Below are 24,679 nucleotides of genomic sequence, written 5' to 3'. Positions count from 1 at the left end.
GATGGTGAACGACCGGTGGCGGTTCGCCATCGCCCGAGCCTGGCCGGTCGCCGCACCGTGGGCCTCGAGAGGCAGCAGCGAACCGGCAGACACCCAGCCGCCGATGCGAGAATCGACCCGTGCGCACGATCCTCAACATCATCTGGCTCATCTTCGCCGGACTCGCCCTGTTCCTCGGCTACATGCTGGCGGGCATCCTGCTGTGCATCCCGATCGTGACCATCCCCTGGGCCATCGCCTCGTTCCGCATCGCCCGCTACGCGATCTGGCCGTTCGGACGGGAGATCGTCAGCAAGCCGACCTCCGGCGTCGGATCTTTTCTCGGGAACGTGCTCTGGGTGATCCTCGCCGGCTGGTGGCTGGCGATCGGCCACATCGTCTCGGGCCTCGCCCTGTGCATCACGATCATCGGCATCCCGATGGGCATCGCCGACTTCAAGATGGTGCCCGTGTCGCTGATGCCGCTCGGCAAGGAGATCGTGTCGCGCAAGGGCGCGTTCGACCGCACGCTCTGACACCGACGCCGGTTCTAGACTGGCCGGGATGGATGCCGATCGCCTGATCGCCTGGGATGAAGAACTCCGCCGGGCCCACACCCGACTCCGCGCGGCTCTCGAGGCCACCCGGACAGCGCTGCAGAACGACACAGCTACGCCGGATGCCGCGCGCGAGCTCGCACTGTTCTGCATCGGCTTCTGCTCCGCTCTCGACGGACATCACCTGAGCGAGGACCGCGCGCTCTTCCCCGCGCTCCGTGAGGAGCACCCCGAACTGGGCGAGGTCATCGACAAGCTCATGCAGGACCACTCGATGCTGGCCCACCTGCTCGGCGGGCTGCGCACGGCCGTCGAGGGCGGCGAGAGCACCGACGCCATCGAGCGCCATCTCGACGGGATCGGAGCGATCATGGAGTCGCACTTCCGCTTCGAGGAGCGGGAGATCATCGCACCGCTGCGCGCCCTGCATCTCGATCGACGCGTGCCGGACGTGCTGGGCCCGCTCTGAGTCGACCACTTGCCGGCCGCCAGCCGCCGACCGTCAGCTGCGGAAGAAGCGGACGCCGAGATCGGGATGGTCGACGAAGACCCCATCGACGCCCGTCCGAGCGATCACGCCCCACTCCGCCTCGTAGTCGCCATACGCACTCTTGCCGCCCGCGCCGCGGAACTCCGCCGAAAGGAACGCGTTCTCGGGGCGGACGGTCCACGTGAAGACCTTGAGGCCTCGGGCATGCGCGTCGGCGACGATCGAGTTGCCGGCCGCGAGCAGCATCCGCTTGTTCACGCTGATGCCGTCGACCTGACCGACGAGCCCGTCGAGGCCCTGCGGGGTGACCGTGGCCTTGTAGGTCAGCGCATGCTTGCCCTGCGCGACCAGAAGGTCGTACGGGCGCCCAGACGCCTCGATCAGGTAGATGTACGAGGCGGAGATACCCCGCGCCCTGAGCTCGCCCAGAATCGTCGACTCGAAGCACTCGATGATCAGCGGCAGCTCGCCGTCCGCCCACCCGGCAGCACGCAGGTCGCGCTCGATCAGCGGCGCCAGATCGAGGCCGATGCTCGCGAAGTACGTGGCGTGCTTGACCTCGAGCACGACACCGATCTCGCGCCCGTGCTCGACCGAACCGGCACGCACGATGTCCAGCACGTCAGTGAGCCGCAGGATGGCCTGGGAGCCGTCGAAGGTCGCGCTCGACAGCCGCACCTCCGGCAGCCGTTCTCGACTGCGCAGCGTCGACAGCTCGTCCCACGTGAAGTCCTCGGTGAACCAGCCGGTCAGCGCCTGGCCGTCGACGCGCTTGGTCGTCTTGCGGTCCGCGAACTCCGAGTGCTCCGCCACATCCGTCGTGCCCGAGATCTCGTTCTCGTGCCGCACGATGAGCACGCCGTCCTTCGTCGCCACGACGTCGGGTTCGACCGCATCCACCCCCATCGCGAGAGCGAGCTCGTATGACGAGCGACTGTGTTCCGGACGGTAACCGGGCGCACCGCGGTGCCCGATCACGAGAGGCGATTTCCTGGGCACGCTCTCAGCGTAGGACACCCTGATGGCCCGGCATTCCGGGTATCGTGGAGGAAAGCGACCTACAACCCACTTTGGAGTGAGGCCCACATGAGCAACTTCGCCTTCAACAACCCGGCGTTCCAGCAGCAGGACCCGCGCAACGTCGCGACCTACCCGGGTGCGCCGCAGGGCGCTCAGGGTGCACAGGCCGCGTCGTTCCAGCACGGCACGATGGATGCCGCCGCGAACGCGCAGCTGGAGGGCATGTACGCCGCTCCCCCCGCCGGCGCGATCGAGACCGACCGCATGTCCGTCGAGGACACCGTCTGGAAGACCGCCGGACTCTTCGCCATCCTGCTCGTCACCGCAGCCGTCGGCTGGTTCGTGACTCTCGGCGGCGTCGCCGCTCCGGAACAGAACCCCTACAACCAGTTCCAGCCGAACATGCTGCCGTGGATCGTCGGCGCACTGGGTGGCTTCGTGCTCGCCATGGTGATCACCTTCACCTCTCGCAAGAAGGTGCGTCCCGCGCTGATCTTCGCCTACGCCGCATTCGAGGGTCTCTTCATCGGTGGCATCTCGGCGTTCTTCGAGGTCATCTGGCCCGGCATCGTCATGCAGGCCACCCTCGCCACCGTCGCGGTCGTCGGGGTCACCCTGGCTCTGTTCGCAAGCGGCAAGATCCGCGCCTCCAAGAAGGCCACCAAGGTCTTCATGATCGCCATGGCCGGCTACCTCGTCTTCTCGCTCCTCAACGTCGTCCTGATGTGGACCGGGGTCGTCACCGACCCGTTCGGCCTTCACGGTTCGCCGAGCCCGCTGTTCGGTCTTCCCTGGGGCCTCATCATCGGCGTCCTCGTGGTCATCATGGCCGCATACTCGCTGGTGCTCGACTTCGACCAGATCCAGCAGGGCGTGCGCAACGGCGCTCCCCGCAAGTACGGCTGGCTCGGCGCTTTCGGCATCATGGTCACGGTCGTCTGGCTCTACGTCGAGATCCTGCGCATCATCGCGATCGCTCGCGGCAACAACTGACGCGAACCGGTTCGTCAAGAGGCCCGTCTCCCCTGGGAGGCGGGCCTCTTTGCACATCTGGAGGCATCAGCGCAAGGGGTTGGCTGATAATCAGCTGAGAGGGCACGATGGATCCTACGAGCCCTGGCACCCCGGGGCTCACGAAACAAAGGAGCTGAACATGAGCTTTCTCGGATTCCTTCTTCTCGGCCTCATCGCCGGAGCAATCGCGAAGCTGATCCTGCCCGGAAAGCAGGGCGGCGGATGGCTGATCACGCTGCTGCTCGGTGTCGTCGGCGCCTTCCTCGGCGGATGGCTCGGAAGCCTGATCCTGAACCGTCCTCTGACCGAGTTCTGGGACCTCGGCACCTGGCTCCTCGCCATCGGCGGCTCGATCATCGTGCTGCTGATCTACGGCCTGGTCGTCAACCGCGGCAGCAAGGCCCGCAGCTGACATACCGCAGTACCTGAACCGCCCTCTCCCCCGGCATCGCTGGAGCAGAGGGCGGTTCTCTGCATGCGGGCGGCGCGCTCAGCGCTCGTCGGCCTTGGCCCGCAGCAGCGCACGTTCTCGATCGTTGCCCGCGAGCGACGCTGCCACGGCGAACTCGCTGCGCGCCTCCTCGTCACGTCCGAGCCGCAGCAGCAGCTCCGCCCGCGTGGCGGGGAGCAGGTGGTATCCGGCGAGGGCACCCGAGGAGGCGAGCCGGTCGATGATCTGCAGGGCCGATGCCGGCCCGGTCGCCATCGCGACAGCCGCCGCTCGATTGAGCTCGACCACCGGCGACGGCGCGATGCGGCCGAGCGCCTCGTACAGCACGACGATGCGGTCCCAGTCGGTGTCGTCTATCGATGGGGCGACCGCATGGCACTCGGCGATGGCGGCTTGCAGACCGTAGGGGCCACGACCTGTGCCGAGGGCATCTGCGGCACCCAGCGCCGCACGCCCGCGGGCGATGCGGCCGCGATCCCAGCGACGGCGGTCCTGATCGGCGAGCAGCACCGGGTCGCCGTGCACATCCACCCGGGCGGGGAATCGCGCGGCAGTCAGCTCCATGAGGGCGACGAGACTGTGCGCGTCGCGCTCGCGGGGCATGAGCGCCGCGAGCACGCGCGCGAGCCGGACAGCCTCGAGGCTCAGCTCTGGGCGCATCCAGTCGGGCCCGCTGCTGGCCGCGTGGCCTTCGTTGAAGATCAGATACAGCACGCCCAGGACCGCTCCCAGCCTTGCCGTGTGCTCTTCGCGCGGTGGCATCTCGAAGGGGACGTTCGCCGCGGCGAGGGTCTTCTTGGCCCGCACGATGCGCTGCTGCACGGTCGCCGTCGGCACGAGGAAGGCCCGGGCGATCTCCTCGCTCGACAGGCCGCCCACCACGCGGAGAGTCAGCGCGACCTGCGCCTCTCGTGACAGCACGGGGTGGCACGAGATGAAGATCAGTCGGAGCACGTCGTCGTCGACGGCATCGGGATCCCACGGGGGCGCGCCTTCCGCCTCGGCCTGCTCACGCTCCAGGTCGTGGGCGATCACAGCCATGCGGTCGTCCCATCGCTCACGACGGCGCCAGCCATCGATCGCCTTTCGCTTCGCGACTGCCGTGAGCCACGCGGCACCGTTGCGCGGCACGCCATCGACGGGCCACTGCTGCAGAGCATCCAACAGGGCCTCCTGCGCGAGGTCCTCTGCGAGTCCGAAGTCGCCGACCACGCGCGTGAGCGTCGCGACGATCTTCGCCGACTCGATGCGCCACACGGCGGCGACGGCTCGCCGCGCACCCTCGTCAGGTGCGGAGCGAGCCGCCTCGTTGTGGGGAGAGCCGGTCATCTCACTGCTGGGCGCGACGCGCCTCTTCCTCTTCGCGCCAGCCCTTCTCCTTCTCGATCCACTCGTTGTCGGCGGGGAAGTCGGACTCGTCGGTCACGCGCCGCACCTCGAGAAAGGAACCGCGCCCGAGCGGTGCACGGCTCGCCCACTCGGCCGCCTCTTCTCGACTGGACACCTCGAGGATCCAGAAGCCGTTGAACAGCTCCTTGGTCTCTCCGTAAGGGCCGTCGGTGATGAGCGGCGTCTCGGCGCTGAAATCGACCACGAAGCCCTCGGCGGCGTCGCTGAGGCCCTCACCGGCAGCCAGCACACCCGCCTTGATCATCGACTCGTTGTACTTGCCCATGGCCTCGATGACCTGCTCGAACGGCATCTCCTTGTACGCTTCGACCGCTTCGTCGTTCGAGCGCATGATCAGCATGTACTTCATGGTGTTCTCCTTGGTGGGTGGGGCCGCCTGTCGACCCTCTCATTGAAGACGTCGAACGAGGATGCCTCAGATCGACACGCTCGACGAATATTCGTGAAATTCTTTGCGGAAAGGTCAGCCGAGCTCGTCGATCGCTGCCCGGATGGCGTCGGCTGAGGCCCGCAGCAGGCTCAGCTCACGCTCGTCCATCGGCGTCTCGGCCAGTGGCACCGCACCCGCAGCCCCCACCACCGACGGCACCGACAGCGCGACGCCGTGCAGCCCGTACTCGCCGTCGAGCACCGTCGCGACCGGAAGCACCGCGCGCTCGTCGTGCAGCACCGCCTCGGCGATGCGCGCACAGCTGACGCCGATCGCGAGGTTGGTGGCTCCCTTGCCCCGGATGACGGCGTAGGCCGCGTCACGCACCTCGATCGCGATCCGGTCGAGCTCCTCGGCCGTGAACGGCTCATCGGCAGGCCAGTCGAGGATCGGCACGGATCCGATCGTCGCGTTCGACCAGAGCGGGAACTCCGTGTCGCCGTGCTCGCCCACGATGTCTGCGTGCACGCTCGCGGTGCTCACGTTCGCCCGGTGCGCGAGACGCCAACGCAGCCGCGAGGTGTCGAGCACTGTGCCGGATCCGAACACCCGATGCGGTGGAAGGTCCGAGACGCGCTGCGCGACGACGGTCATGACATCGGCAGGGTTGGTGACGATGATGAACACCGCATCCGGCGCGCGCTCGACGAGCTGCGGCATGAGCTTCTGAAGCAGCCGCGCGTTGATGCCCGAGAGCTCCATGCGGGTCTGCCCCGGCTGCTGCTTGGCGCCTGCGGTCACCACGATCACGTCGCTGCCTTCGACGACCGCGAGGTCGGAGCCTCCACTCACCGCCGCGGAGGTGAACTGGGTGCCGTGCGCGAGGTCGAGCACCTCGGCATCCACCTTGTCGGTGGCGATGTCGTAGAGCGCGACTTCCGCCGCACTCCCCCGGATCAGCGCCGCATACGCCACGCTCACCCCCACGCTGCCCGCACCGATAACCGTGATCTTCGTCCGCGCCTTGGTCATAGGCTCATCCTGCCCGAAATACCGCGAACGGGCACGGACCGCGATGGTCCGTGCCCGTTCACCTCATCTGCGCGGGAGCGCTTACTCCCACTCGCCCGCTGGCGCGGTCGAGTGCCACCGGTGCCTATGCGAGTGGGAGCTCCTGCGTCACTCCCACTCGATGGTTCCCGGCGGCTTCGACGTCACGTCGAGCACCACGCGGTTGACGTCGCGCACGCCGTTGGTGATGCGGTTGGAGATCTTCGAGAGCACGTCGTACGGCAGACGCGTCCAGTCGGCGGTCATGGCGTCCTCGCTCGACACGGGGCGCAGCACGATCGGGTGTCCGTAGGTGCGTCCGTCGCCCTGCACGCCCACCGAGCGCACATCGGCGAGGAGCACGACGGGGCACTGCCAGATGTCCTGGTCGAGCCCGGCCTTGGTGAGCTCCTCGCGAGCGATCGCATCGGCCTCGCGCAGGATCTCGAGGCGATCCTGGGTGACCTCGCCGATGATGCGGATGCCGAGGCCGGGTCCGGGGAACGGCTGGCGGCCGACGATCGCCTCGGGGATGCCGAGCTCCCGGCCGATCGCACGAACCTCGTCCTTGAACAGGGCGCGCAGCGGCTCGATGAGCTCGAAGTCGAGGTCGTCAGGCAACCCGCCGACGTTGTGGTGCGACTTGATGTTGGCGGTGCCGGCACCGCCACCGGACTCGACGACGTCGGGGTAGAGCGTTCCCTGCACGAGGAACTTGACCGGGGCGCCGCCCGAGGCCTTGGCCTCGGCGACGAGGTCGAGCTGCACCTTCTCGAAGGCGCGGATGAACTCGCGACCGATGATCTTGCGCTTCTCTTCGGGGTCGGTGACGCCCGCCAGGTGACCGAGGAAGACGTCTGCCGCGTCGACCGTGATCAGACGGACTCCGGTGGACTCGACGTAGTCCTTCTCGACCTGCTCTCGCTCGCCCTTGCGGAGGAGGCCGTGGTCGACGAAGACCGCCGTCAGCTGGTCGCCGATCGCCTTGTGCACCAGGGCGGTCGAGACCGCCGAATCGACGCCGCCGGAGAGCGCCGAGATGACGCGTGCGTCACCCACCTGCTCGCGGATGCGCTCGACCTGCTCGGCGATCACGTTGCCGCTGTTCCAGTCGGAGGCGAGCCCCGCGCCCTTGTGCAGGAAGTTCTCGATCACGCGCTGACCGTGGTCGGAGTGCTTGACCTCGGGGTGCCACTGCACGCCGTAGAAGCCGCGCTCCTCGTTCGCGAAAGCCGCGACCTTCGTGGCATCGGTCGTGGCGAGCACGTCGAAGCCCTCGGGAGCCTTGGCGACCTGGTCGCCGTGACTCATCCACACGTTCTGCTCGGCCGGCTGGCCGCCGAGCAGCATGCCGCCGTCACCCGAGATGACGGCATCCGTCGCGCCGTACTCGCGGAGGCCGGTGTTCGCGACCTCGCCGCCGAGGGTCTGCGCCATGTACTGGAAGCCGTAGCAGATGCCGAGCGTCGGCACGCCGAGGTCGAAGACAGCGGGGTCGAGGCGCGGAGCGCCCTCCTCGTACACCGACGACGGACCGCCCGAGAGGATGATCGCGACCGGGTTCTTCTCGGCGATCTCGGCGGCCGTGGCGGTGTGCGGCACGATCTCGCTGTAGACGCCGGCCTCACGAACCCGGCGGGCGATCAGCTGCGCGTACTGCGCGCCGAAATCGACGACGAGCGTGGGGCGCTGCTGGGTCTCGGACTGTTCGGTCACCGGACACCTTCCGTGGCAGGGGCGGGGGCCGAGGCGGCCTCCCTCGAAGCGAGGTAGGCCTTGACGTCGCGCGCGACGATGGCCTCCATGAAGAACGACAGCAGCGGGATCACGCCGCCGAGCGCGAGCAGGATGAAGCGCAGGAAAGGCCAGCGCATCAGGCTCCACATCCGGAAGCACGCGAAGAGGTAGACGACGTAGAACCAGCCGTGCGCGACGAGGATGAAGAGCGAGATGTTGAGTCCGTCGCCGGTCGATTCGAGGCCTTCGGGCCCCTCGACCACGGGTGCGAACCACAGCAGACCGCCGGATCCCCCTGCGAAGAGCTCGAGTCGGATCGGCGTGTACTTCAGCACCATCTCGGCGACCAGGAGGAGCAGCATGACTCCGGTGATGATCGACGCGATCTGGTAGAACTTCAGCGCACCACGGATCGCCGGAAAGCTGGCGACTTTCGGTTCGGGCATGACTTCAGTCTACCCGGGCAGAATCCGCGTCGATTCCGGCTTCAGGGCGCCGGCGGGCGCGCCACGAGCAGCTCGCCCGTGCCTGTCGCGTCGAGCGCTCCGGCCGCGTCGGGCACGAGCAGGGTCGAGCCGCTGCGAAGTCGCCGCGCGCCGATCTCGACGTCGCCTTCTTTCACGATCACGATCGAGAATCCCTGATCGACGGTCGCGGCTCCGCGCACGGGAACCCGTTCGATTCGGAAGTACTCGTCGGCAGCCTCGGGGAAGGCGGAGCCGGACTCGGGGGCGGCGGAGATCAGCGCGGCGAGGTCTGCGGCCGATCGCGCGGTCATGGTGACCGCGGCGAGCGCGAGATCGAAGCCGAGGCCGAGATGGCCGACCGCTGCGCCGTCGATCGCGAAGTCTCCCCACTCGAGAAGGATCGACAGGTCTTCCGGCTGCTGCAGCTCGAGCAGCAGTACGCCGGCGCCGATCGCGTGCAGCTCGCCCGGGGGCACCCACACCACATCTCCCGTGGCGACCTCGACCTCATGCAGCAGACCGAGCAGCGTCGTGGCGTCCTGCCGCTCGACGAGCGCGGCCAGATCGGCCGCCTCGACATCCTGTCGCAGGCCGATGTGCACCGTGCCGCCCTCGAGGATGTACCAGGCCTCGGCCTTGCCGTGCGCGCGACCGAGATGCGCCGCCGCGAAGTCGTCGTGCGGGTGCGCGTGCACGGGCAGCCGCTGCCCGGCATCCAGCAGCTTCACCAGCAGTCGCGTGTCCGCGCCCCACCGCGCGACATGCTCGTCGCCCAGCCAGGCGACCGGATCCCGCTCGATCGCGTCACGCAGCACCCGTCCGTCCGGGAGCATCGTGAGGCCCAGCGCTCGCTCGCCGTTGACGGTGGTCGTGGAGCCGATCCAGTCCTCGGGCTCCCGGGGCGCGGCGACGGCTTCGCCTCGGAACTCGCTGATGCGCGCTCCGCCGCGGTAGAAGCGCTCGGCGGGTCGATTGGACGGCAGCAGGATCGGATTCACTCTGTCTCCTTCGATCGCACGACTCCGGCGAGAAATCCCCCGACGAACGTGTCTCCGAGACCGACCGTCGTCGGCGAAGCGACATCGAGTGAGAACGCGGCGACGCCCACGGCGTCCGGCAGCGCGTCCTCGACGGCGGCGACGAGCGCCCGCCCTCCCCCGTGGCGGGCGAGGGCGGAGGTCTCCTCGACATCACTCGCGCGCAGCCCGTCACCCACGCGGTAGCGGGTGGCGGCGACGCGCACCGCACTGTCGAGCGCCGCACGGTGTCGAACGGCATCCGGTCCGGTGGCGATCGCCCAGTAGCGGGTGTGCACCACGAGCGCGCGAGCGGGGATGATCATCTGCACCTCGCGCAGGGCGCGGACGACGTCGGACTGGTCGAGCAGGTTCACGGACCGGCCGAGGTACTCCTGCAGCTCATCCTCGTTCATGCCGTAGACGTCGATCTGCGGCAGCAGTCGGTCTCGCACGGTCTCGGCGAAGCCCCTCGTGTAGAAGCCCGCGTCCTCGTAGTAGACGAGCGCATCATCCGGGAGGCTCTGCATCGCCCGCTGCACCTCGATGAGCCGCTGCTCGAGCAGGTCGTGGTCCTGCATCGTGTTGAAGCCCGAGACGAGGAACACCCCGGCGTCCGACAGCGATGCCGGCAGCTCGGCCGAGAGCAGCATCCGCCGGTTGGGCGGGTCGTTCGCGAAGATCAGCCGGTTGGGCGCGGGCGACAGCACGTCGCCGTCCGTGAGGCGCACGTGCGCGCCGACCGGGTACTGCACGATCAGGTGCGGGTCGAGGGTGTCCTCGGTCGCCGAGCAGATGTACGAGATCGTGTCGGGCAACAGCCGACGGACATTCTCGTCGATGCTCACCAGGTGCTGCACGCTCGGGATGCCGAGGGCGTCGAGCACGAGCCCCGCCCGCACCCCGGTGCCGCCGAGCGTGATCGCGTAGTCGAAGTGCGATACGAAGTCCTCGATCACCTCGGACGAGGCGACGAACCGCTCCGCCCCGGTGCCCGAGGCGACGAACGCGAGCACCGCCACCAGCAGCGAGCGTTCGTCGGTGATCGGCGCCGTGGTCGTCAGCTCGTGTCGTCGCACACCGTGCGCGTTCGCCAGCCTGTCGAACACCGACGAATCCCACGTGAGCTCGTAGTCGACGGTTCCGCCGAGTCCGAGCACGAGCTTTCTGTCCACGTCGCCGATCATCCTTCCGAGGTTCGAGGTTCAGTACAGCGAGGCCTTGCCGTCCGCGCCGAACAGGTCGATCTTCTCAGCAGCCGTGGCCTTCATGGCCTCGAGCGCCGCCGGCTGGATCGCATTCGGCTCGCGCAGACGCTGATCGGTGCCGAGGATCTCGCGCATGCGGTTGTGGTACGAGACCTTGATGTCGCTGGAGATGTTGATCTTGTTGACGCCCAGCTCCACAGCGCGGCGCAGCTCGGCATCCGGGTTCGAGGAGCCGCCGTGCAGCACGAGCGGGATCCCGACAGCGGCCTTGATCTGTTCGAGCAGGTCGTGGCGCAGCTCGGGGTTCTTGTCGCTCGGGTACAGGCCGTGCGAGGTGCCGATCGCGATCGCGAGGCTGTCGACGCCCGTCTCCTCGACGAAGCGCACCGCGTCTGCCGGGTTCGTGTAGATGATCTCGGCGGCGCCCGACTCTCCGTAGCTGTCGTTCGCGCCGATGGTGCCGAGCTCTCCCTCGACCTGGATGCCGACGGCGTGCGCCGCGTCGACGACTTTGCGGGTCAGCGCGACGTTCTCGTCGAACGGCAGCAGGGAGGCGTCGATCATGACCGAGGTGAAGCCGGCCTTGATGGCCGCGATGATCTGCTCGTAGCTTCCGCCGTGGTCCCAGTGGATGGCGACCGGCACGCTCGACCGGTGGGCTCGCGCGTGCATCGCCGGAATGAGGTCGGTGGTGATGTGCGAGACCTCGTCGGGGTGGATCGCGATGATGACCGGAGCGGCCTTCTGCTCGCTGATGTCCATGATTCCGTTGAACATCGCCCAGTCGCTGATGTTGAACGCCGGGATGGCGAAGTTGTTCTCGTTGGCGACATCGAGGATGGATTTGCCGGTGTAGAGCACGTGTTTTCTCCTGTTTCGTGGTGGTCGTTCGTCCGTCGGCGCGACGTCAGCTCTTCACGGACCCCGCCGTGAGACCGCTGATGAAGTACCGCTGGAAGATGAGGAAGAGGATGAGCACTGGGATGGATCCGAGCACGCTCATCGCCATGATCTGGTTCCACTCGTACGAGTGCTGCCCCATGAGGAGCTGGATCCCGATGGGCACCGTGCGCATGTCGATCGTGCGGGTGAGGGTGAGCGCGAACAGGTACTCGTTCCACGCGATCATGAAGGTGTAGATCCCGACCGACACGATGCCGGGGATCGAGATCGGCACCAGGATGCGCCACAGGGCGGTCATGGAACCGGCACCGTCGACACGGACGGCCTCGTCGAGCTCTTTCGGCAGAGTGTTGAAGTAGCCCGTCATCATGATGATCGCGTAGGGCAGCGTGAACACCATGTAGGTGAGGATCAGGCCGAGGTACGAGTTGTAGAGACCGAGCGCCACCATCAGACCGAAGTACGGGATCAGCAGAGTGATGGGCGGCACCGCCTGCACGCTCACGATCACGACGTTCAGGATGCGCTTGCCCCGGAAGTCGAAGCGGCTGAACGCGTACGCCGCCTGGATCGCGACGAGGAGGGTCAGGATCGTGACCGAGCCCGCGACGACGTAGCTGTTGAAGAAGAACCGCATCGTCTCGGGGTTCGTGAAGATGGCGATGTACGCGTCGAACGAGAACGTGTCGGTGATCAGTCTGGGCGGCAGCTCGAAGATCTGCGTGTTGGACTTGAACGAGCTCGACAGCATCCACAGCACGGGTCCCGCGGCGAAGACGGCTCCGAGGATCAGCCCGATCATGATGCCGGTCTTCGCGACGCGGCGCTGGTTCTGCACGGTGAGAGCCATGATCAGTCCCTCGCTTTCTGGTGACGGACGTAGAAGACGGCGAGCACCATCGACATGAGCAGGACCAGCACGGCGGAGGTCGCCGCGAGCGAGAAGTCGTACTTGGCGAAGGCGAGCTTGTAGGTGAACGTGCTCAGCACCTCGGTCACATCGATCGGTCCGCCGCCTGTGGTCATCCAGATGAGGGCGAACTGCTGCGAGGTCCAGATCAGGTCGAGCAGCACGAGGCTGACGATGATCGGCCGCAGCTGCGGGATCGTGACGTTCCAGAAGCGCTGGACGGCACCGGCGCCGTCGACAGTCGCCGCCTCGTTGAGCTCGTTGGGGATGCCCTGGAGTCCCGCGAGAAGACTCACCATGAAGAAGGGGTATCCGGCCCAGATGTTGATGAAGATGATGGTCCCGAGTGCGAGCTGCGGCGATGCCAGCCACTCGATGTCGGTGTTGAGCAGGAAGTTGACCACCCCGTTCGGGGCGAGCAGCATGCGCCACAGCACCGCGATCACCGCGACCGTGAACAGCCACGGCAGCACGTAGAGGGCCCGGAAGAACGACCGGGAGAACCGGCCGAGCAGCGGGCTGTTGAGCATCATCGCGAAGGCGAGGCCGAGCACCAGGTGCGCCGCCACGCTCGCCACCGTGAAGAGGATCGTGTTGCCGGTCGCCTTCCAGAAGCGGGGGTCCGACAGGATCTCGACATAGTTGCCGATGCCCACGAACTCGGGCGACTTGTTCAGGATCACGTTGTCCTGGAACGAGTAGCCGATCACCATGACGATCGGCACGATCATCAGCACGAACAGCAGGATGATCGTCGGCGAGAGGAAGGCGTACGACTCGGTCGTCTTGCGCAGCTGCCGCCGGCGACGCGACATCGAGACCCCGGTGACGATCACCTCGGTGTCGTCGGACGTTCTCAGACTCATGGGAAGCGTGGCTCCTTGGTTGGTCGGGTGCCGCATCGCATCGGGAGCGATGCGGCACCCCGTTCGTTCGGGAAGCAGGAGATCAGAACTCCGCTTTCCAGGCCTCCTGCGCCTTCTTGAGCGCATCGTCGACCGATTGCTGCCCGTCGAACGCGGATTGCAGCTGCTCGCCGAGCTGACGCATCAGCTCTTCGGCGACCGGGAGCCCGGTGAACTCGTTCGCGGGGTATCCGGCCTGGTAGATCTCGAACGCCTGCGCGAACAGCTCGTCGTCCTCCACGAATCCGGGAACCGACTTCGAGTTGCCGGGGAAGGCATTCGCCATCGTCGAGAGCTCGGAGTTCGTCTCCTCGCTCATCAGGAACGACACCAGTTTGAACGCGGCATCCTTGTGCTCCGAGTTCTCGGCCACGCCGATGCCCCAGGATGCGTAGGGGATGCCCCGCTCGCCGTCGTAGCCGTCCTCGGCCGGGAGCGCCGAGATCGAGAACTTCAGGTCGGGGTTCGTCTCACGGATCAGGTTGATGTGGGCCAGCGAGTCGATCATCATGCCGACCCGACCGTTGGTGAACTCCTCGACCTTGTCCTGCTCCTTCATCGTGAAGGAACCGGAGGCGATCGAGCCGTCGTCCCACATGCCGCCGATGAAGTCGACCGCCGATGTGACGTCGTCGTTGGTCAGGTCGGGCTGGCCGTCCTTCAGCATCGAGCCGCCCGAGGCCCAGACCCACGACATGACGTCGTTCTGCACGCCGTTCGGAGCCTCGAGCGAAAGCGGGAGCACCCAACCCGAGACGTCGCCGCCCAGGGCCGAGACCTTCGAGGCGGCATCCGCGAACTCCGTGCGGGTGGCGGGCGGGGCGGTGACGCCCGCGTCTGCCAGCAGGGTGTCGTTCGTGAACATCGGGTAGACGAAGTTCACGACGGGGATCATGTAGGTGCTGCCGTCGACCTGGATCTGACTCGCCAGCTCACTGTCGTCGTAGTCGTTCTCCTCCATGAGGGCGGTCAGGTCGGCGATGACGCCCTGAGAGGCGAAGTCGTTGACCCATGCTCCGTCGAGGCCGACGACGTCGGGCATGGTGCCCGACGCGGCTCCGGCGAAGAGCTGCTCCTTGGTCGATGCGTACGGTCCGCTCACCAGCTTGACCGTGATGCCGGGGTTCGCGTCTTCGAACTCGTCGATGAGCGCCCGGAACTCGCCGTCGGGGAGTTCGGGCTCCCACCACTGCGCGAATTCGATCGTGACGTCTCCGCCATCCCCGCCGTCGGTTCCGCTGTCGCCTGCCGCGCACCCAGCCACGGCCAGGACTGTCACGGCTGCTGTCGCGGCGCCGGCGAGCTTGAGAATGCGTCGCCCTCGTCCCACTGTGATCATCACTTCTCCTCTTCGAGATCGTGCCGCACACGCGCTTCGATGCTTGTTCATGCGGTTTTGAGCAATGTTATGCCGTCCTTTGCGGGAACGTCAAGCATTTCTTTGCACTATTCGATGGATGTACTCACAGCGTCTTCGGCGAATCGGCGCCACCGCACGAGCTGGAGGCGAGAGTGCCGCCGCATCCGATCTGCCGTTTTCTGCTGAACTCTGCCGCCTTTCTCGCTCCTCTGTGCTAGAGATGTGTGCATGGAAGCAACTGCACCGTCGCCCAAGCGCCGCCTCCCGGCGGGCCGGAAGGCGGATCTCGCCTCATATGTCGAGCAGGTGGGAGAAGTGACCGTCGGCGGCCTCGCCGAGCATTTCCACGTCTCCATCGACACGATCCGCCGCGATCTCGATCAGCTCGACCGTGAAGGCGTGGTCATCCGCACGCACGGTGGAGCCGTCAGCACCGAGGGGCAGCTCAAGGACCGGGCGCTGGACGTCCGTCTTCGGTTGCAGACCGAGGAGAAGGAGACGATCGCGCGCCTCGCCGCGGGGCTCATCGACGACGGAGCGGTCGTCATGCTCAACGCCGGAACGACCACCCTGGCCCTCGCGCGAGCGCTCCGCAATCATCGCGACCTGACGATCGCCACGAACAACCTGCGGATCCCGGCGGAGATATCGCCTTCCGCCTTCCGCGACCTCTACGTGTTCGGTGGCGCCGTGCGGGCGATCACCCAGGCCACCACCGGGCCCGTGACGTTCATGATGACGCCGGGAGGACCGGAGGTCGACATCCGCTGCGATCTGGCGATGATCGCCGTGGGCGCCATCGACGACGCCGGCTTCTCGACGTCGAACATGGGCGACGCGAACATGATGGCCGAGATGATCCAGCGGGCCGAGCGCACCGCGATCCTCGCCGACTCCTCGAAGTTCGGTCGCCGACTGTTCGCTCAGGTCACCACGCTCGACCGGGCAGACTACCTGGTGACCGATTCGGCACCGGAGCCGGCGTTCGCGGCCGCACTCGCGCAGGCCGAGGTCGAGATCGTCAGCCCCTCGGCATGACAGCGCCCGTCACCGGGCGTGGACCGGACCACCGGGGGTAGGGGGAACAGCCGCTATCAGGCGCGACCCGGTGATCGCAGAGGCGACGATCGCAGCAGTGCCGGCGACCGGCAGCAGGGCGAGTGCGAACGCCGCGCTCGGACCGAAGGCGAACGAGAAGACGAGGAACGCCACCCAGGCGACGACGCCGACTCCGACCCACATCCACTGCATCCTGGTCGTCGCCGCGCGGAGTGCTGTGGCTGTCGTGGGCCGCCCGTGGTGGATGACGTTCTCGGTCCACTGCCGCCCGTCCCACCACCTCTGGGTGCGTCGGTGCACGTCGTACCAACCCGGCGAGGCCGGCCCCCCACCGCTCATGAGGCGAACGACGGCTGGGGCCACGAAGGCAGAACCGTGGAAGAGAGGACGCCCGAGAGCACGGATGCGCGCGACTCCGAGTCGCCGCGCCCGATGAAGTACCCGATCACGTTCAGCAGCAGTCCGATGATGCCGATCGCCAGTCCCACCCACGCGACGGGCGTCGCGAAGCCGCCGATGATGGCGACGACGAGACCGGCGATGCCGACCACCCCGCCGATCGCGTTGAACAGATTCGAGGAGTACCACGCGTCCTGCGACGCTGCCGCATCCCGGAGCACACGCACCAGCCCGTCGATCGACTTCTCGAGTTCGTCGACCTGATCCTCGTGGTTGTCATACGCCGACAGGTAGTGCCGCGCCGCGTCGGAGTCCCACGCGTCGCTGCCGAGACCGCCCAGCCGCGCTGTCGTGCACTCCGCATCGACGCTGCTCTGCACACTGCCGATGCCCTCCACCAGTTTGTCCGCTTCGGCACGCAGCACCGTGGGAAGACCCATCCGAGCGACCGCGTCGCGCATCGCATTGAGAATCTCCCGCATGATCCCGATGTTGGCGAGGAGTGCTGCCATCGCCGCGTGGTATGCGGCATCCTTCGCCCAGTCGGGCCAGGGGACGCCGAACGTCGAAAGGCCGTCGGCCCACTCGCGCGCCATGGCCGGCGCGCCGCGCTCGGCCCTGTCGAGCTCTCTGAGACCATCATCGATCACGTCGATGATCCATTGCCCCATCGCCTCCGGATGCATACCTCAAGCCCCCCTGATGTCGCGGCTGACCTCGTCTTCGGTCTTCTCGTAGATCTCTGCCACCTGCTCGAGCCGCGACCCCATGGCGCGGAAGAGCGCGCCGCCGTCGCGAACCTTCTGCCGCAGGTCGGCCGCCGCCGCGAGATATTCGTCGCGAAGGGCTTCGAACCCCGGCTGGTCCGAGAACGCCCAGTACTCGAAGGTGTCCGAGATGCTGTCGGCTCCCGTCGCGAGAGTCTCGCCCCAACCTCGCCAGAGTTCGGCGTCAGCCCTCAGAACTCCCGTGTCGACTGTGTACCCGTCACTCATCGCTACCCCCGTCGTCATCGCCCGCGCGTCGTGCAATCACCGTGTTCGCGGTCGTCTTCACGACGTCTGCGAATTCGACCGCGGTGGCGGACGCCCTCCACTCCGCATCGATCGTGACCGAGAACTGACCCAGCGTGTTGATCTCGACCGTCAGCTCCGGGAAGACGTGCCGCTCGGATGCACCGTCGGGCTCGGCGACCACGGCGTCGATCGCATCCTCAGCCGGCAGTCCGTCGCGCAACAGCTGCATGGCCCGGTGCGCTTTCGTCGAGACATCCGGCATCGCTGAGACGCCCGCAAGCGCCAGCGCGGAATCCGTGGCGGAGGCGAGGGCGGTGGCGGCCGCGTTCATGTAGCCGCTCGGATCGACGGCGACCGAGGAGATGAGCCCGCGGGCGTCGGCCTCGATCTCGACGAGTGGGTCACGCTGAGCGACCTCGCGCGTCAATCGCGCCATCTCGGCTGAGAAGTCCGAGGCGATCTGACGGGATTGGATGCGGAGAGCGTCGATGCGCGCGGTCAGGTCATCTGAGGGAGTCATGTGCAAAGCTCCAGGCTCGGGCCGTCAGGCGACCAGTTCGATGATGGTCGCTTCGGCATGGCGGTAGCTCGCGAGCGCGCGCTGCAGGGCTCGTATCGCACCTGTCAGCTCGTCGAGAGTGTAGGTATGGTCCGCTTGCCACTGATCGTGCCGACTCTCATAGGCGTCTGCGGCTTCGCCGTCCCAGCCTGCGAGCATCAGCCGGGATGCGCTGTCGAGAGCGCCACCCTCGGCCTGCAGGTCGGAAAGCGCCCCGAGCAGGACATCGATCATGGTCTGGATCTGGTCGAAATCGACCTCGACTGCTACCCCCATGCCAGCACGATAACATCTTCCGCCCGCTGCACCCCAGCGCATCTTCTCCGGCCCCGCGAACGACGAAGGCCGCCGGGATCGCTCCCGACGGCCTTCGTGCGTGTCAGGCGGGTGCCCCGCCTGTCGAGGTCAGAACCAGCCGTTGATGAGATCCCACAGCCAGTCGATGATGCCGCCGATGATGCCGCCTGCGCGGTTGACGGTGACCGTAGCGGTCGCCTCGTCCCCGTCAGCCTGCGACACCGCGACCGTGTACTTGCCGGGCTGGGTGTTCTTCGGCACCGTCACGGAGGTGGAGAAGGTGCCGTCGGCCTTGACCTGGACGGTGCCGACCTCGACGGCCGATCCCTTCTTCGGTCGCAGCTCGACGGTCACGGTCTCGCCAGGCAGGTAGCCCTCACCTGTGACCACGAGCTTCTTGCCCGCGGCGACCTTCGACGAGCCGAGGTCGATCGAGCCTGCGAACTCCACCGGCTCCTCACCCGCGATCGTGAACGGCACCTGCACCGTGGTTCCCGTGCCGGCGACCGCCACGGCGAGCTGCTGCTCGCCGTAGATCCCTGAGGGCACCGTGAAGGTGAGTGTCGCACGCCCCGCCTCGTCGGTCGTGTCGACGATGGTCGGGTCGACCGAACCCGCTGTGAGCGGGGTGCCGCCGAGCGACAGCGTCACCTCACCCGGCGCCTGCTCCCCCGCGCTGAATGCCAGCGAAGAGAGAGCCACCGTCACCTGGTCACCGGCGCTGTAGCCATCGGCATCCGGCGCGCTTACCGAGACACCCACCGCGCGCTGTGCGAGGTCGGGGGTCGCGGTCTTGTTCGCGTCGAACCAGTCGACCATCGACTGCAGGTCGATCTTGCCGGTGTCGCGCTTGCCCGCGCCCTCGCGGAAGGTGAAGAAGTTGTCTCCACCCGCCGCCAGGAACGAGTTCGCCGCGACCGTGTAGTTCGCCGTCGGGTCGATCGGCGAGCCGTTCAGCGTGATCGACGTGATCCGCGAGCCCTGCGCCGCAGCGGGGTCGTACGTGTAGACCAGCCCCTCCGAGACGCCGAGCTTGAGGAACGGACGAGCCGAACCGGCCGGCTGCCACTGCTCCTCGAGCACACCCTTGAGCTGCACACCGGTGAGTGTCAGCGTGACCAGCGTGTTGGCGAACGGCTGCACCGTCGCCGCCTCGCGGTACGTGACGTTGCCGTTCGGGTCGCTGGCGTTCGCCGAGGCGTACGTCAGGTTCGCGCGGATGCCACCGGGATTCATCAGCGCGATGTCGGCGCCCGTGGACCACTTCTGCACGTCCGCGACGAAGTTGCCGATCGTGGACTCGCCACCGCGGTTCTCCGAGCCGTTGGTCTGACGAGCGCGGTTGAAGTCGGCGGTGATGTCTCCGACCTTGACCGCGCCGAGAACGTCAGCCTCCGCCTTCGCCTTCGCGACGATGTCGGCGACCTCCGGAACAGCCGGGTACAGCGCCTGTCCTCCGGAGGTCAGGGGCTTGATCTCGTTGGTGATCGAGATCAGGTCCTTCGTCTTCGGGTCGACCTGGATGTTCATCAGCCCGAGGTTCTCGCCGTACTGTCCAGCCGAGATGACCGGACGCCCGTCGATCACATGGTTGTACGCGAGGTGCGTGTGCGCAGACACGATGGCGTTCACGTCTTCGTCCACTCCGTAGACGATCTCGCCCAGGGGCGAGTCCGGCGTGATGCTCGACAGCTCGACGCTCGATGCGCCCTCGTGCACGAGCAGGATGACCACATCCGCCTCGCCGTTGGACGCGTCTCCGTCACGGAGGTCGTCTGCCACGGCGTTCACCGAGTCGACGATGCTGCGCACCTCGAGATCCGCGATGCCCTCCGGGGACACGAGCGAGTCGAGGTCTTCGGTGACTGCGCCGACGAAGCCGACGCGCACGCCGTCGAGCTCCTTCACCCAGGCCGGCGCGAGCGCGGGCTCGCCGGTCTCGGTGACGAAGACGTTCGACGAGATGTACTCCCAATCCGCGCGGTCCTGCACGCGGTCTCGCAGGTCTTCCCACCCCTGATCGAACTCGTGGTTGCCGGCAGCGCTGACATCGAGACCGGCCGCGTTGAGCGCGTCGATCGTCGGGTTGTCGTCGTTGATGAACGAGGTGAAGGTCGAGGCGCCGATCAGATCGCCGACACCGGCGAAGATCGTGTTCGGGTTCTCGGAACGGAACTGCTGCACTGCTCCTGCGACGACCGCCGCGCCTGCGGCAGCGCCGTCGGCCTCGATGCGTCCGTGGAAGTCGTTCATCGTGACGACGTCGATGCTCACCGGCGGGATCTCCGAGGAGACGCCGACGATGATCGGGTCGTGGTCGCTGGAGCGGAACGGCGTGCCCGCCTCAGTGGCGCCGAACGCGTAGCCGCGATCGCTCCACTCGGGAGAGTTGATGCTCCACACCCCCGCGCCCGTGATGGACTCGGCGAGAGACGGCGACGCGAGCACGTGGTCGAGCGAGCCGAGCTCGCCGTCGAACGAGTATGTGTGCTCGTCCGGTGCCTTCTCCCGTGCGACGTCGCTCCAGCCCTCGCTCGTGAAGACCTCGATGGGGTCTTCCTTCGCGTAGGCGTTGAAGTCGCCGATCAGCAGGATGTCGCTGCTTCCGGTGGTCTCCTCGATCTCCGTGGTGAAGCCCTTGAGCGAGTTCGCCTGCTTCACACGGTCGGCGTTGAAGAAGCCCTGGCCATCAGCCGGCTCGGCGCCACCGCCCTCCGGCGCCGACTTCGACTTGAAGTGGTTCGCCACCACCGTGACGACGCGGCCGTCGATGTCGAAGGCCTGCGCGATCGGCTCGCGGGCGTTGCCCCACACGGTCTCGTCCGTGACCGTGAGGCTCTCGCCGACGGTGCTGACCGCATCCTTCTTGTAGATGATCGCGCTGGTGATGAAGTCGGTCGTCGCCGAGTCGTTCAGCTCGTCGGGGGTGCGGACGTAGTCCCACTCCTCGCTGCCGAGCGCGTCGTTGAGTCCGTCGACCAGATCGGCGAGAGCCTCGTCGAGCGAGCCGCCGAGCTTGATCGAGTTCTCGATCTCCATCAGCGACACGATCTCGGCGTCGAGGCCGTTGATCGCCGCGACGATCTTCGACTTCTGGATCTCGAACTGGGCTGCGTTGGCCGCGCCCCTCGCGTTCGAGTTCTCGCTCTTGAGCGTCGTGAAGTAGTTGAAGACGTTGAACGATGCCACCTGAACGTCGCCGCCCACGGTCGGAGCCGAGTCGGTGCGAGGGTTCGTCGCCTCGAAACCGGCCTTCAGGTCGGCGGGAGACGTGCTGTCGATCGGCACGACCGGCTGCAGACGCCAGTCGTCGAAACCGTACTGGAGCACGTACCCGCTGTCGCTGAAGTCGACGGTGTCGCCGTTGCGGACGACGAGGTCCTCGGTGAAGTACGGCTGGTCGTTCGGGTGACCGTTGTTCGTCACCTGGATCGACCATCCGTCGTCGAGGAGGATGCGGTTCGCCCGGTTGGCTGCGGCGATAGCCGAGGCCTCGGAGCCGGGTCGCACGGTCTCGGTGCTCTTGACATTCAGGTCAGCGCCGGCGTTCAGCCAGAGCGTGCCGAAGTTGAAGAGCTGGTGGCTGGACGCGAGTCGGTAGGTGCCGGCCGGCGCCACATACATGTTCTCGTACTGCTCGCGGTCGGTGCCGACGGCGGAGTCGGGAAGAGGCGTGACCTCGGGCACCCCTGCTGCTGCCTGCACCACCGAGATGCCGGTCAGCGCCGCCGGGTTGAGCTGAGTCTGACCGAAGTACTCGCTGACGGTACCGGTGACCGAGACGAGGTCGCCGATCGCGAGCGTGGGAGCGAGGGCGTTCAGGAAGACGAAGACGCCGTCCGATGCCCCCGGTGTCGCGTCGTTCGCGCCGCCTGAGCCCTCGGTCTGGATGACGATGCCCTTGTAGCCACCGGTGCGGTAGTCGGCAGTGACGATGCCCTCGACCGTGACCGTCTGGCCGTTCAGCGGTGAGACATCGGCCGTGCCCTGCACGTCGGCGATGGACACCTCGGTCGGCTCGGGTTCGGGTTCAGGGTCGGGATCAGGATCGGGAACGGTGCCGGCGTTCTGCGGCGTGATGGTCGGCGACAGGCTGAAGTCGGCCTTGTTGTCGTCGGTGTCCTTGCCCCCGGTGCGGTTGAGCGATTTCACGTCGGTGTTGCCCGTGGGCGGCGTCGCCGCGGCGGTCTCGAACGTGTTCGACGTTCCGTAGCCGAGCACGTCGATGACACCGTCGACGCCGGTGACCGAGCCGGGGGTCAGTGTGATCGCCGCCGTGCCTTCGACGAGTGCGAGCGTGCCGTTCGTGCCGCTGGGGTTGAGGGTGCTCACGGCGTCGGCTGTGGGCAGCGCGGCGCCGTTGGCTCCGTTGCTGCCCGCCTGCACCAGATAGTGACCGCCCGCGGGGATGACACCGGTCAAGGGTGCGACACCGTTGGAGTTGCCTGTTCCCGTCGCGGACCGGTACTGCAGCGAGAGCCCGTCGAGGGTGACGGGCGCCGCCGTCGGGTTGTAGAGCTCGACGAACTTGTTCGTGAACGCGGCACCGGCGCTGCCTCCGGAGAGGTACGCCTCGTTGATCACGACCCCGGTTCCCGAGACGTCTGCGGCGGCTGGCGTGACGATCAGGGCGCTGGCGCCCAAAGCGGCGACGCAGGTGGCGGCGAGGACGCCGAGACGCCCCCGACTTCTGCGATCTGACCCGGGAACCTGGCGGTTCGCGGCGTCGGGAGCGGACATCATCTGTGTTGTCTCCTCGGGTGTGGTCTGGCGACGGCTCTCGTGAAACCGCGGCTGTGCGGCCTCTCAGCTCACGCACATGTGAGCGAGCATACGGAGGCCCTCCGACAACCTCAACGGAGTTTTCCGATTGGTAACCAAGCCCTCACCGAATGTCCGGAGGCGCCCCTGACGAAGGTGGAATATCGCGACGGAACGCGCTCAGATGCGCGCGCCGGGCCGCGCGCATGCGCGCGGTCATCCGCTCAGACGGCCCCGCCGGCCCCGCCGGCGGCAGCGTCTTCGAATTCCTCGACCTCGCGCTCCCACTGGTCCTTCGCGAGTCGATACCAGAGGTAGAACGCGAACCCGGCGAAGATCGCCCACTCCGCCGCATAGAAGATGTTGAGCCAGTTCACCGGCGACTGCTCGTCGGGCGCTGGAGAGGAGATGTCCGTGAGACCTGCGGTCGCCGTGATCGAGGCCAGGTACGGACGATAGACGTCGAGCTCGTCGATATCGTGCCAATGGCTGAGGAGCGCGGCGGTCGACATCCGGTCGATACGCTGCGGATCGTCCTTCGGCGGCACGGAGGGGCCCTCATCGGAGATGACACGTCCGACGATCGATGCGTCCGCGTCGCCCTCTTTCAGCTCCGCCACGGCCGCATCGGCGACTGCCCGGTCGGCGGTCCAGCCGATGGCCACCGCGATCGATGTGCGCTCGGCGACCCGCAGCTGACCGGTCACCCAGTAGCCTTCCGCGTCGTCGTTGAATCGGCTCGACACGATGAGGAAGTCGTCGGGGATCCAGGCCCCGGACGTCTCGACCTTCTGCCCGACCAGCGGCTCCGGCAGGTACTCTCCCGGCTCGACCACATCGGTCAACGGGCGCACCTGCTCGGTCGCGCCGGCAGGGGGCGGATCGGTCTCGATCGCCCGCTCGAGCTGCCATTGGCCGAGCCACGCGAAGACGCCGGCCACCACCAGGCACAGCACGAGCATCCCGATCCAGCGTCCCCGGAGCATGACCTCGCGGAGGGTCGGCGGGAACAGTGCGGGTGAAGTCACGGTGACGAGCGGTGCCTCAGGCCTCATACGGTGCGAGGACGACCTCGACCCGCTGGAACTCCTTGAGGTCGGAGTATCCGGTGGTGGCCATCGACTTGCGCAGCGCGCCGATCAGGTTCGCCGTGCCGTCGGCGACGGGTGCGGGGCCGTAGAGGATCTCCTCGAGGGTGCCGATGCCGCCGACCTCTACGCGGCGACCGCGCGGAAGCTTCGGGTGGTGCGCCTCGGGGCCCCAGTGGAAGCCGCGGCCAGGGGCGTCGGTGGCGCGAGCGAGCGCGACACCGAGCATGACGGCATCCGCTCCCATCGCGAGCGCCTTGACGATGTCGCCGGACGTGCCGACCCCGCCGTCGGCGATCACGTGCACGTAGCGTCCGCCCGACTCGTCGAGGTAGTCGCGACGAGCGGCCGCGACGTCGGAGACGGCCGTGGCCATCGGCGCGTGGATGCCGAGGGTGGCGCGGGTGGTCGATGCCGCTCCCCCGCCGAAGCCGACGAGCACGCCGGCAGCACCCGTGCGCATCAGGTGCAGCGCGGCCGTGTAGGTGGCTGCTCCGCCGACGATCACAGGCACGTCGAGGTCGTAGATGAACTTCTTGAGGTTCAGCGGCTCGTCGACGCTCGACACATGCTCGGCCGAGACCGTCGTGCCGCGGATGACGAACAGATCGACGCCGGCAGCGGCGACGGTGTCGTAGAACTCCTGCGTGCGC

25 protein-coding genes are annotated in these 24,679 nt (G+C 67.3%); 5 read left to right on the top strand and 20 right to left on the bottom strand.

What is annotated here, in order from left to right; all coding sequences use genetic code 11:
* Positions 1-119 precede the first annotated feature (119 nt).
* Both ACZ0AA_RS00125 and ACZ0AA_RS00120 read left to right on the top strand, forming a co-directional pair.
* Positions 120-515 carry a YccF domain-containing protein gene (locus tag ACZ0AA_RS00125; protein ID WP_056311882.1) on the top strand — a complete coding sequence of 132 codons (396 nt, stop codon included), beginning with the start codon at positions 120-122 and terminating at the stop codon, positions 513-515.
* Positions 516-543: 28 nt separating this feature from the next.
* The gene (locus ACZ0AA_RS00120; RefSeq protein ID WP_463511800.1) at positions 544-1,005 is read left to right on the top strand and encodes a hemerythrin domain-containing protein; all 462 of its coding nucleotides are present in this window, start codon (positions 544-546) and stop codon (positions 1,003-1,005) included.
* 33 nt (positions 1,006-1,038) lie between these two features.
* On the opposite strand, the gene ACZ0AA_RS00115 is transcribed toward ACZ0AA_RS00120, so the two are convergent.
* A complete protein-coding gene (locus ACZ0AA_RS00115; protein WP_400861813.1) occupies positions 1,039-2,025 on the bottom strand; it encodes a glycerophosphodiester phosphodiesterase family protein in 987 nt (328 codons plus the stop codon).
* 87 nt (positions 2,026-2,112) lie between these two features.
* On the opposite strand from ACZ0AA_RS00115, the gene ACZ0AA_RS00110 reads away from it, so the two are divergent.
* Together ACZ0AA_RS00110 and ACZ0AA_RS00105 are read left to right on the top strand one after the other, a co-directional pair.
* Positions 2,113-3,039, top strand: coding sequence for a Bax inhibitor-1/YccA family protein (locus ACZ0AA_RS00110; RefSeq protein ID WP_463511799.1), 927 nt, complete (start codon positions 2,113-2,115; stop codon positions 3,037-3,039).
* Positions 3,040-3,199: 160 nt separating this feature from the next.
* A complete protein-coding gene (locus ACZ0AA_RS00105) occupies positions 3,200-3,472 on the top strand; it encodes a GlsB/YeaQ/YmgE family stress response membrane protein (protein WP_042539239.1) in 273 nt (90 codons plus the stop codon).
* 78 nt (positions 3,473-3,550) lie between these two features.
* On the opposite strand, the gene ACZ0AA_RS00100 is transcribed toward ACZ0AA_RS00105, so the two are convergent.
* The 11 genes from ACZ0AA_RS00100 to ACZ0AA_RS00050 form a co-directional block, all read right to left on the bottom strand.
* A complete protein-coding gene (locus ACZ0AA_RS00100; RefSeq protein WP_463511798.1) occupies positions 3,551-4,840 on the bottom strand; it encodes an RNA polymerase sigma factor in 1,290 nt (429 codons plus the stop codon).
* Position 4,841: 1 nt separating this feature from the next.
* Positions 4,842-5,270, bottom strand: a complete 429-nt coding sequence (locus ACZ0AA_RS00095) for a YciI family protein (RefSeq protein WP_400861818.1) — start codon at positions 5,268-5,270, stop codon at positions 4,842-4,844.
* Between the two features lie 114 nt (positions 5,271-5,384).
* A complete protein-coding gene (locus tag ACZ0AA_RS00090) occupies positions 5,385-6,323 on the bottom strand; it encodes an L-lactate dehydrogenase (protein ID WP_463511797.1) in 939 nt (312 codons plus the stop codon).
* A gap of 147 nt (positions 6,324-6,470) precedes the next feature.
* Positions 6,471-8,057 carry a glutamine-hydrolyzing GMP synthase gene (gene guaA / locus ACZ0AA_RS00085; RefSeq protein WP_400861821.1) on the bottom strand — a complete coding sequence of 529 codons (1,587 nt, stop codon included), beginning with the start codon at positions 8,055-8,057 and terminating at the stop codon, positions 6,471-6,473.
* Entirely contained in the window at positions 8,054-8,524 is a 471-nt protein-coding gene (locus ACZ0AA_RS00080) for a DUF3817 domain-containing protein (RefSeq protein WP_311260306.1), read from the bottom strand. Before ACZ0AA_RS00080 ends, guaA begins: the two co-directional genes overlap by 4 nt.
* 41 nt (positions 8,525-8,565) lie before the next feature.
* Positions 8,566-9,543 (bottom strand): class I mannose-6-phosphate isomerase, encoded by a 978-nt coding sequence (locus tag ACZ0AA_RS00075; protein WP_463511796.1) that lies wholly within the window; start codon positions 9,541-9,543, stop codon positions 8,566-8,568.
* Entirely contained in the window at positions 9,540-10,736 is a 1,197-nt protein-coding gene (locus ACZ0AA_RS00070) for an ADP-dependent glucokinase/phosphofructokinase (protein WP_463511795.1), read from the bottom strand. The genes ACZ0AA_RS00075 and ACZ0AA_RS00070 overlap by 4 nt, the downstream gene beginning before the upstream one ends.
* 30 nt (positions 10,737-10,766) lie before the next feature.
* A complete protein-coding gene (locus tag ACZ0AA_RS00065) occupies positions 10,767-11,630 on the bottom strand; it encodes a ketose-bisphosphate aldolase (protein WP_400861827.1) in 864 nt (287 codons plus the stop codon).
* A gap of 46 nt (positions 11,631-11,676) precedes the next feature.
* Complete coding sequence (locus ACZ0AA_RS00060) at positions 11,677-12,522, bottom strand: carbohydrate ABC transporter permease (protein WP_400861829.1); 846 nt, start codon at positions 12,520-12,522, stop codon at positions 11,677-11,679.
* Between the two features lie 2 nt (positions 12,523-12,524).
* A complete protein-coding gene (locus ACZ0AA_RS00055) occupies positions 12,525-13,448 on the bottom strand; it encodes a carbohydrate ABC transporter permease (RefSeq protein ID WP_400861830.1) in 924 nt (307 codons plus the stop codon).
* A gap of 82 nt (positions 13,449-13,530) precedes the next feature.
* Entirely contained in the window at positions 13,531-14,826 is a 1,296-nt protein-coding gene (locus ACZ0AA_RS00050; protein ID WP_400861832.1) for an ABC transporter substrate-binding protein, read from the bottom strand.
* Between the two features lie 249 nt (positions 14,827-15,075).
* On the opposite strand from ACZ0AA_RS00050, the gene ACZ0AA_RS00045 reads away from it, so the two are divergent.
* The gene (locus tag ACZ0AA_RS00045; RefSeq protein WP_463511794.1) at positions 15,076-15,885 is read left to right on the top strand and encodes a DeoR/GlpR family DNA-binding transcription regulator; all 810 of its coding nucleotides are present in this window, start codon (positions 15,076-15,078) and stop codon (positions 15,883-15,885) included.
* A gap of 9 nt (positions 15,886-15,894) precedes the next feature.
* On the opposite strand, the gene ACZ0AA_RS00040 is transcribed toward ACZ0AA_RS00045, so the two are convergent.
* The 8 genes from ACZ0AA_RS00040 to ACZ0AA_RS00005 all read right to left on the bottom strand — a co-directional run.
* Positions 15,895-16,245 carry a DUF2510 domain-containing protein gene (locus ACZ0AA_RS00040; protein WP_400861835.1) on the bottom strand — a complete coding sequence of 117 codons (351 nt, stop codon included), beginning with the start codon at positions 16,243-16,245 and terminating at the stop codon, positions 15,895-15,897.
* Positions 16,242-16,955 carry a hypothetical protein gene (locus ACZ0AA_RS00035; protein WP_463511793.1) on the bottom strand — a complete coding sequence of 238 codons (714 nt, stop codon included), beginning with the start codon at positions 16,953-16,955 and terminating at the stop codon, positions 16,242-16,244. Before ACZ0AA_RS00035 ends, ACZ0AA_RS00040 begins: the two co-directional genes overlap by 4 nt.
* 39 nt (positions 16,956-16,994) lie before the next feature.
* Positions 16,995-17,300, bottom strand: a complete 306-nt coding sequence (locus ACZ0AA_RS00030; RefSeq protein WP_400861838.1) for a hypothetical protein — start codon at positions 17,298-17,300, stop codon at positions 16,995-16,997.
* Positions 17,293-17,841, bottom strand: a complete 549-nt coding sequence (locus tag ACZ0AA_RS00025) for a hypothetical protein (protein WP_463511792.1) — start codon at positions 17,839-17,841, stop codon at positions 17,293-17,295. The genes ACZ0AA_RS00030 and ACZ0AA_RS00025 overlap by 8 nt, the downstream gene beginning before the upstream one ends.
* Positions 17,842-17,865: 24 nt before the next feature.
* Positions 17,866-18,156 (bottom strand): WXG100 family type VII secretion target, encoded by a 291-nt coding sequence (locus ACZ0AA_RS00020; protein WP_463511791.1) that lies wholly within the window; start codon positions 18,154-18,156, stop codon positions 17,866-17,868.
* Between the two features lie 129 nt (positions 18,157-18,285).
* Entirely contained in the window at positions 18,286-22,920 is a 4,635-nt protein-coding gene (locus ACZ0AA_RS00015) for an ExeM/NucH family extracellular endonuclease (protein ID WP_463511790.1), read from the bottom strand.
* A gap of 242 nt (positions 22,921-23,162) precedes the next feature.
* Positions 23,163-23,924 carry an SURF1 family protein gene (locus tag ACZ0AA_RS00010; protein WP_400864658.1) on the bottom strand — a complete coding sequence of 254 codons (762 nt, stop codon included), beginning with the start codon at positions 23,922-23,924 and terminating at the stop codon, positions 23,163-23,165.
* Between the two features lie 58 nt (positions 23,925-23,982).
* Positions 23,983-24,679 (bottom strand): GuaB3 family IMP dehydrogenase-related protein (locus ACZ0AA_RS00005; RefSeq protein WP_463511789.1); only part of this gene is annotated, 697 nt, incomplete at its 5' end.

The organism is Microbacterium sp. AC035 (assembly GCF_979258485.1).
This window is presented reverse-complemented; position numbering and strand designations above follow the sequence as displayed.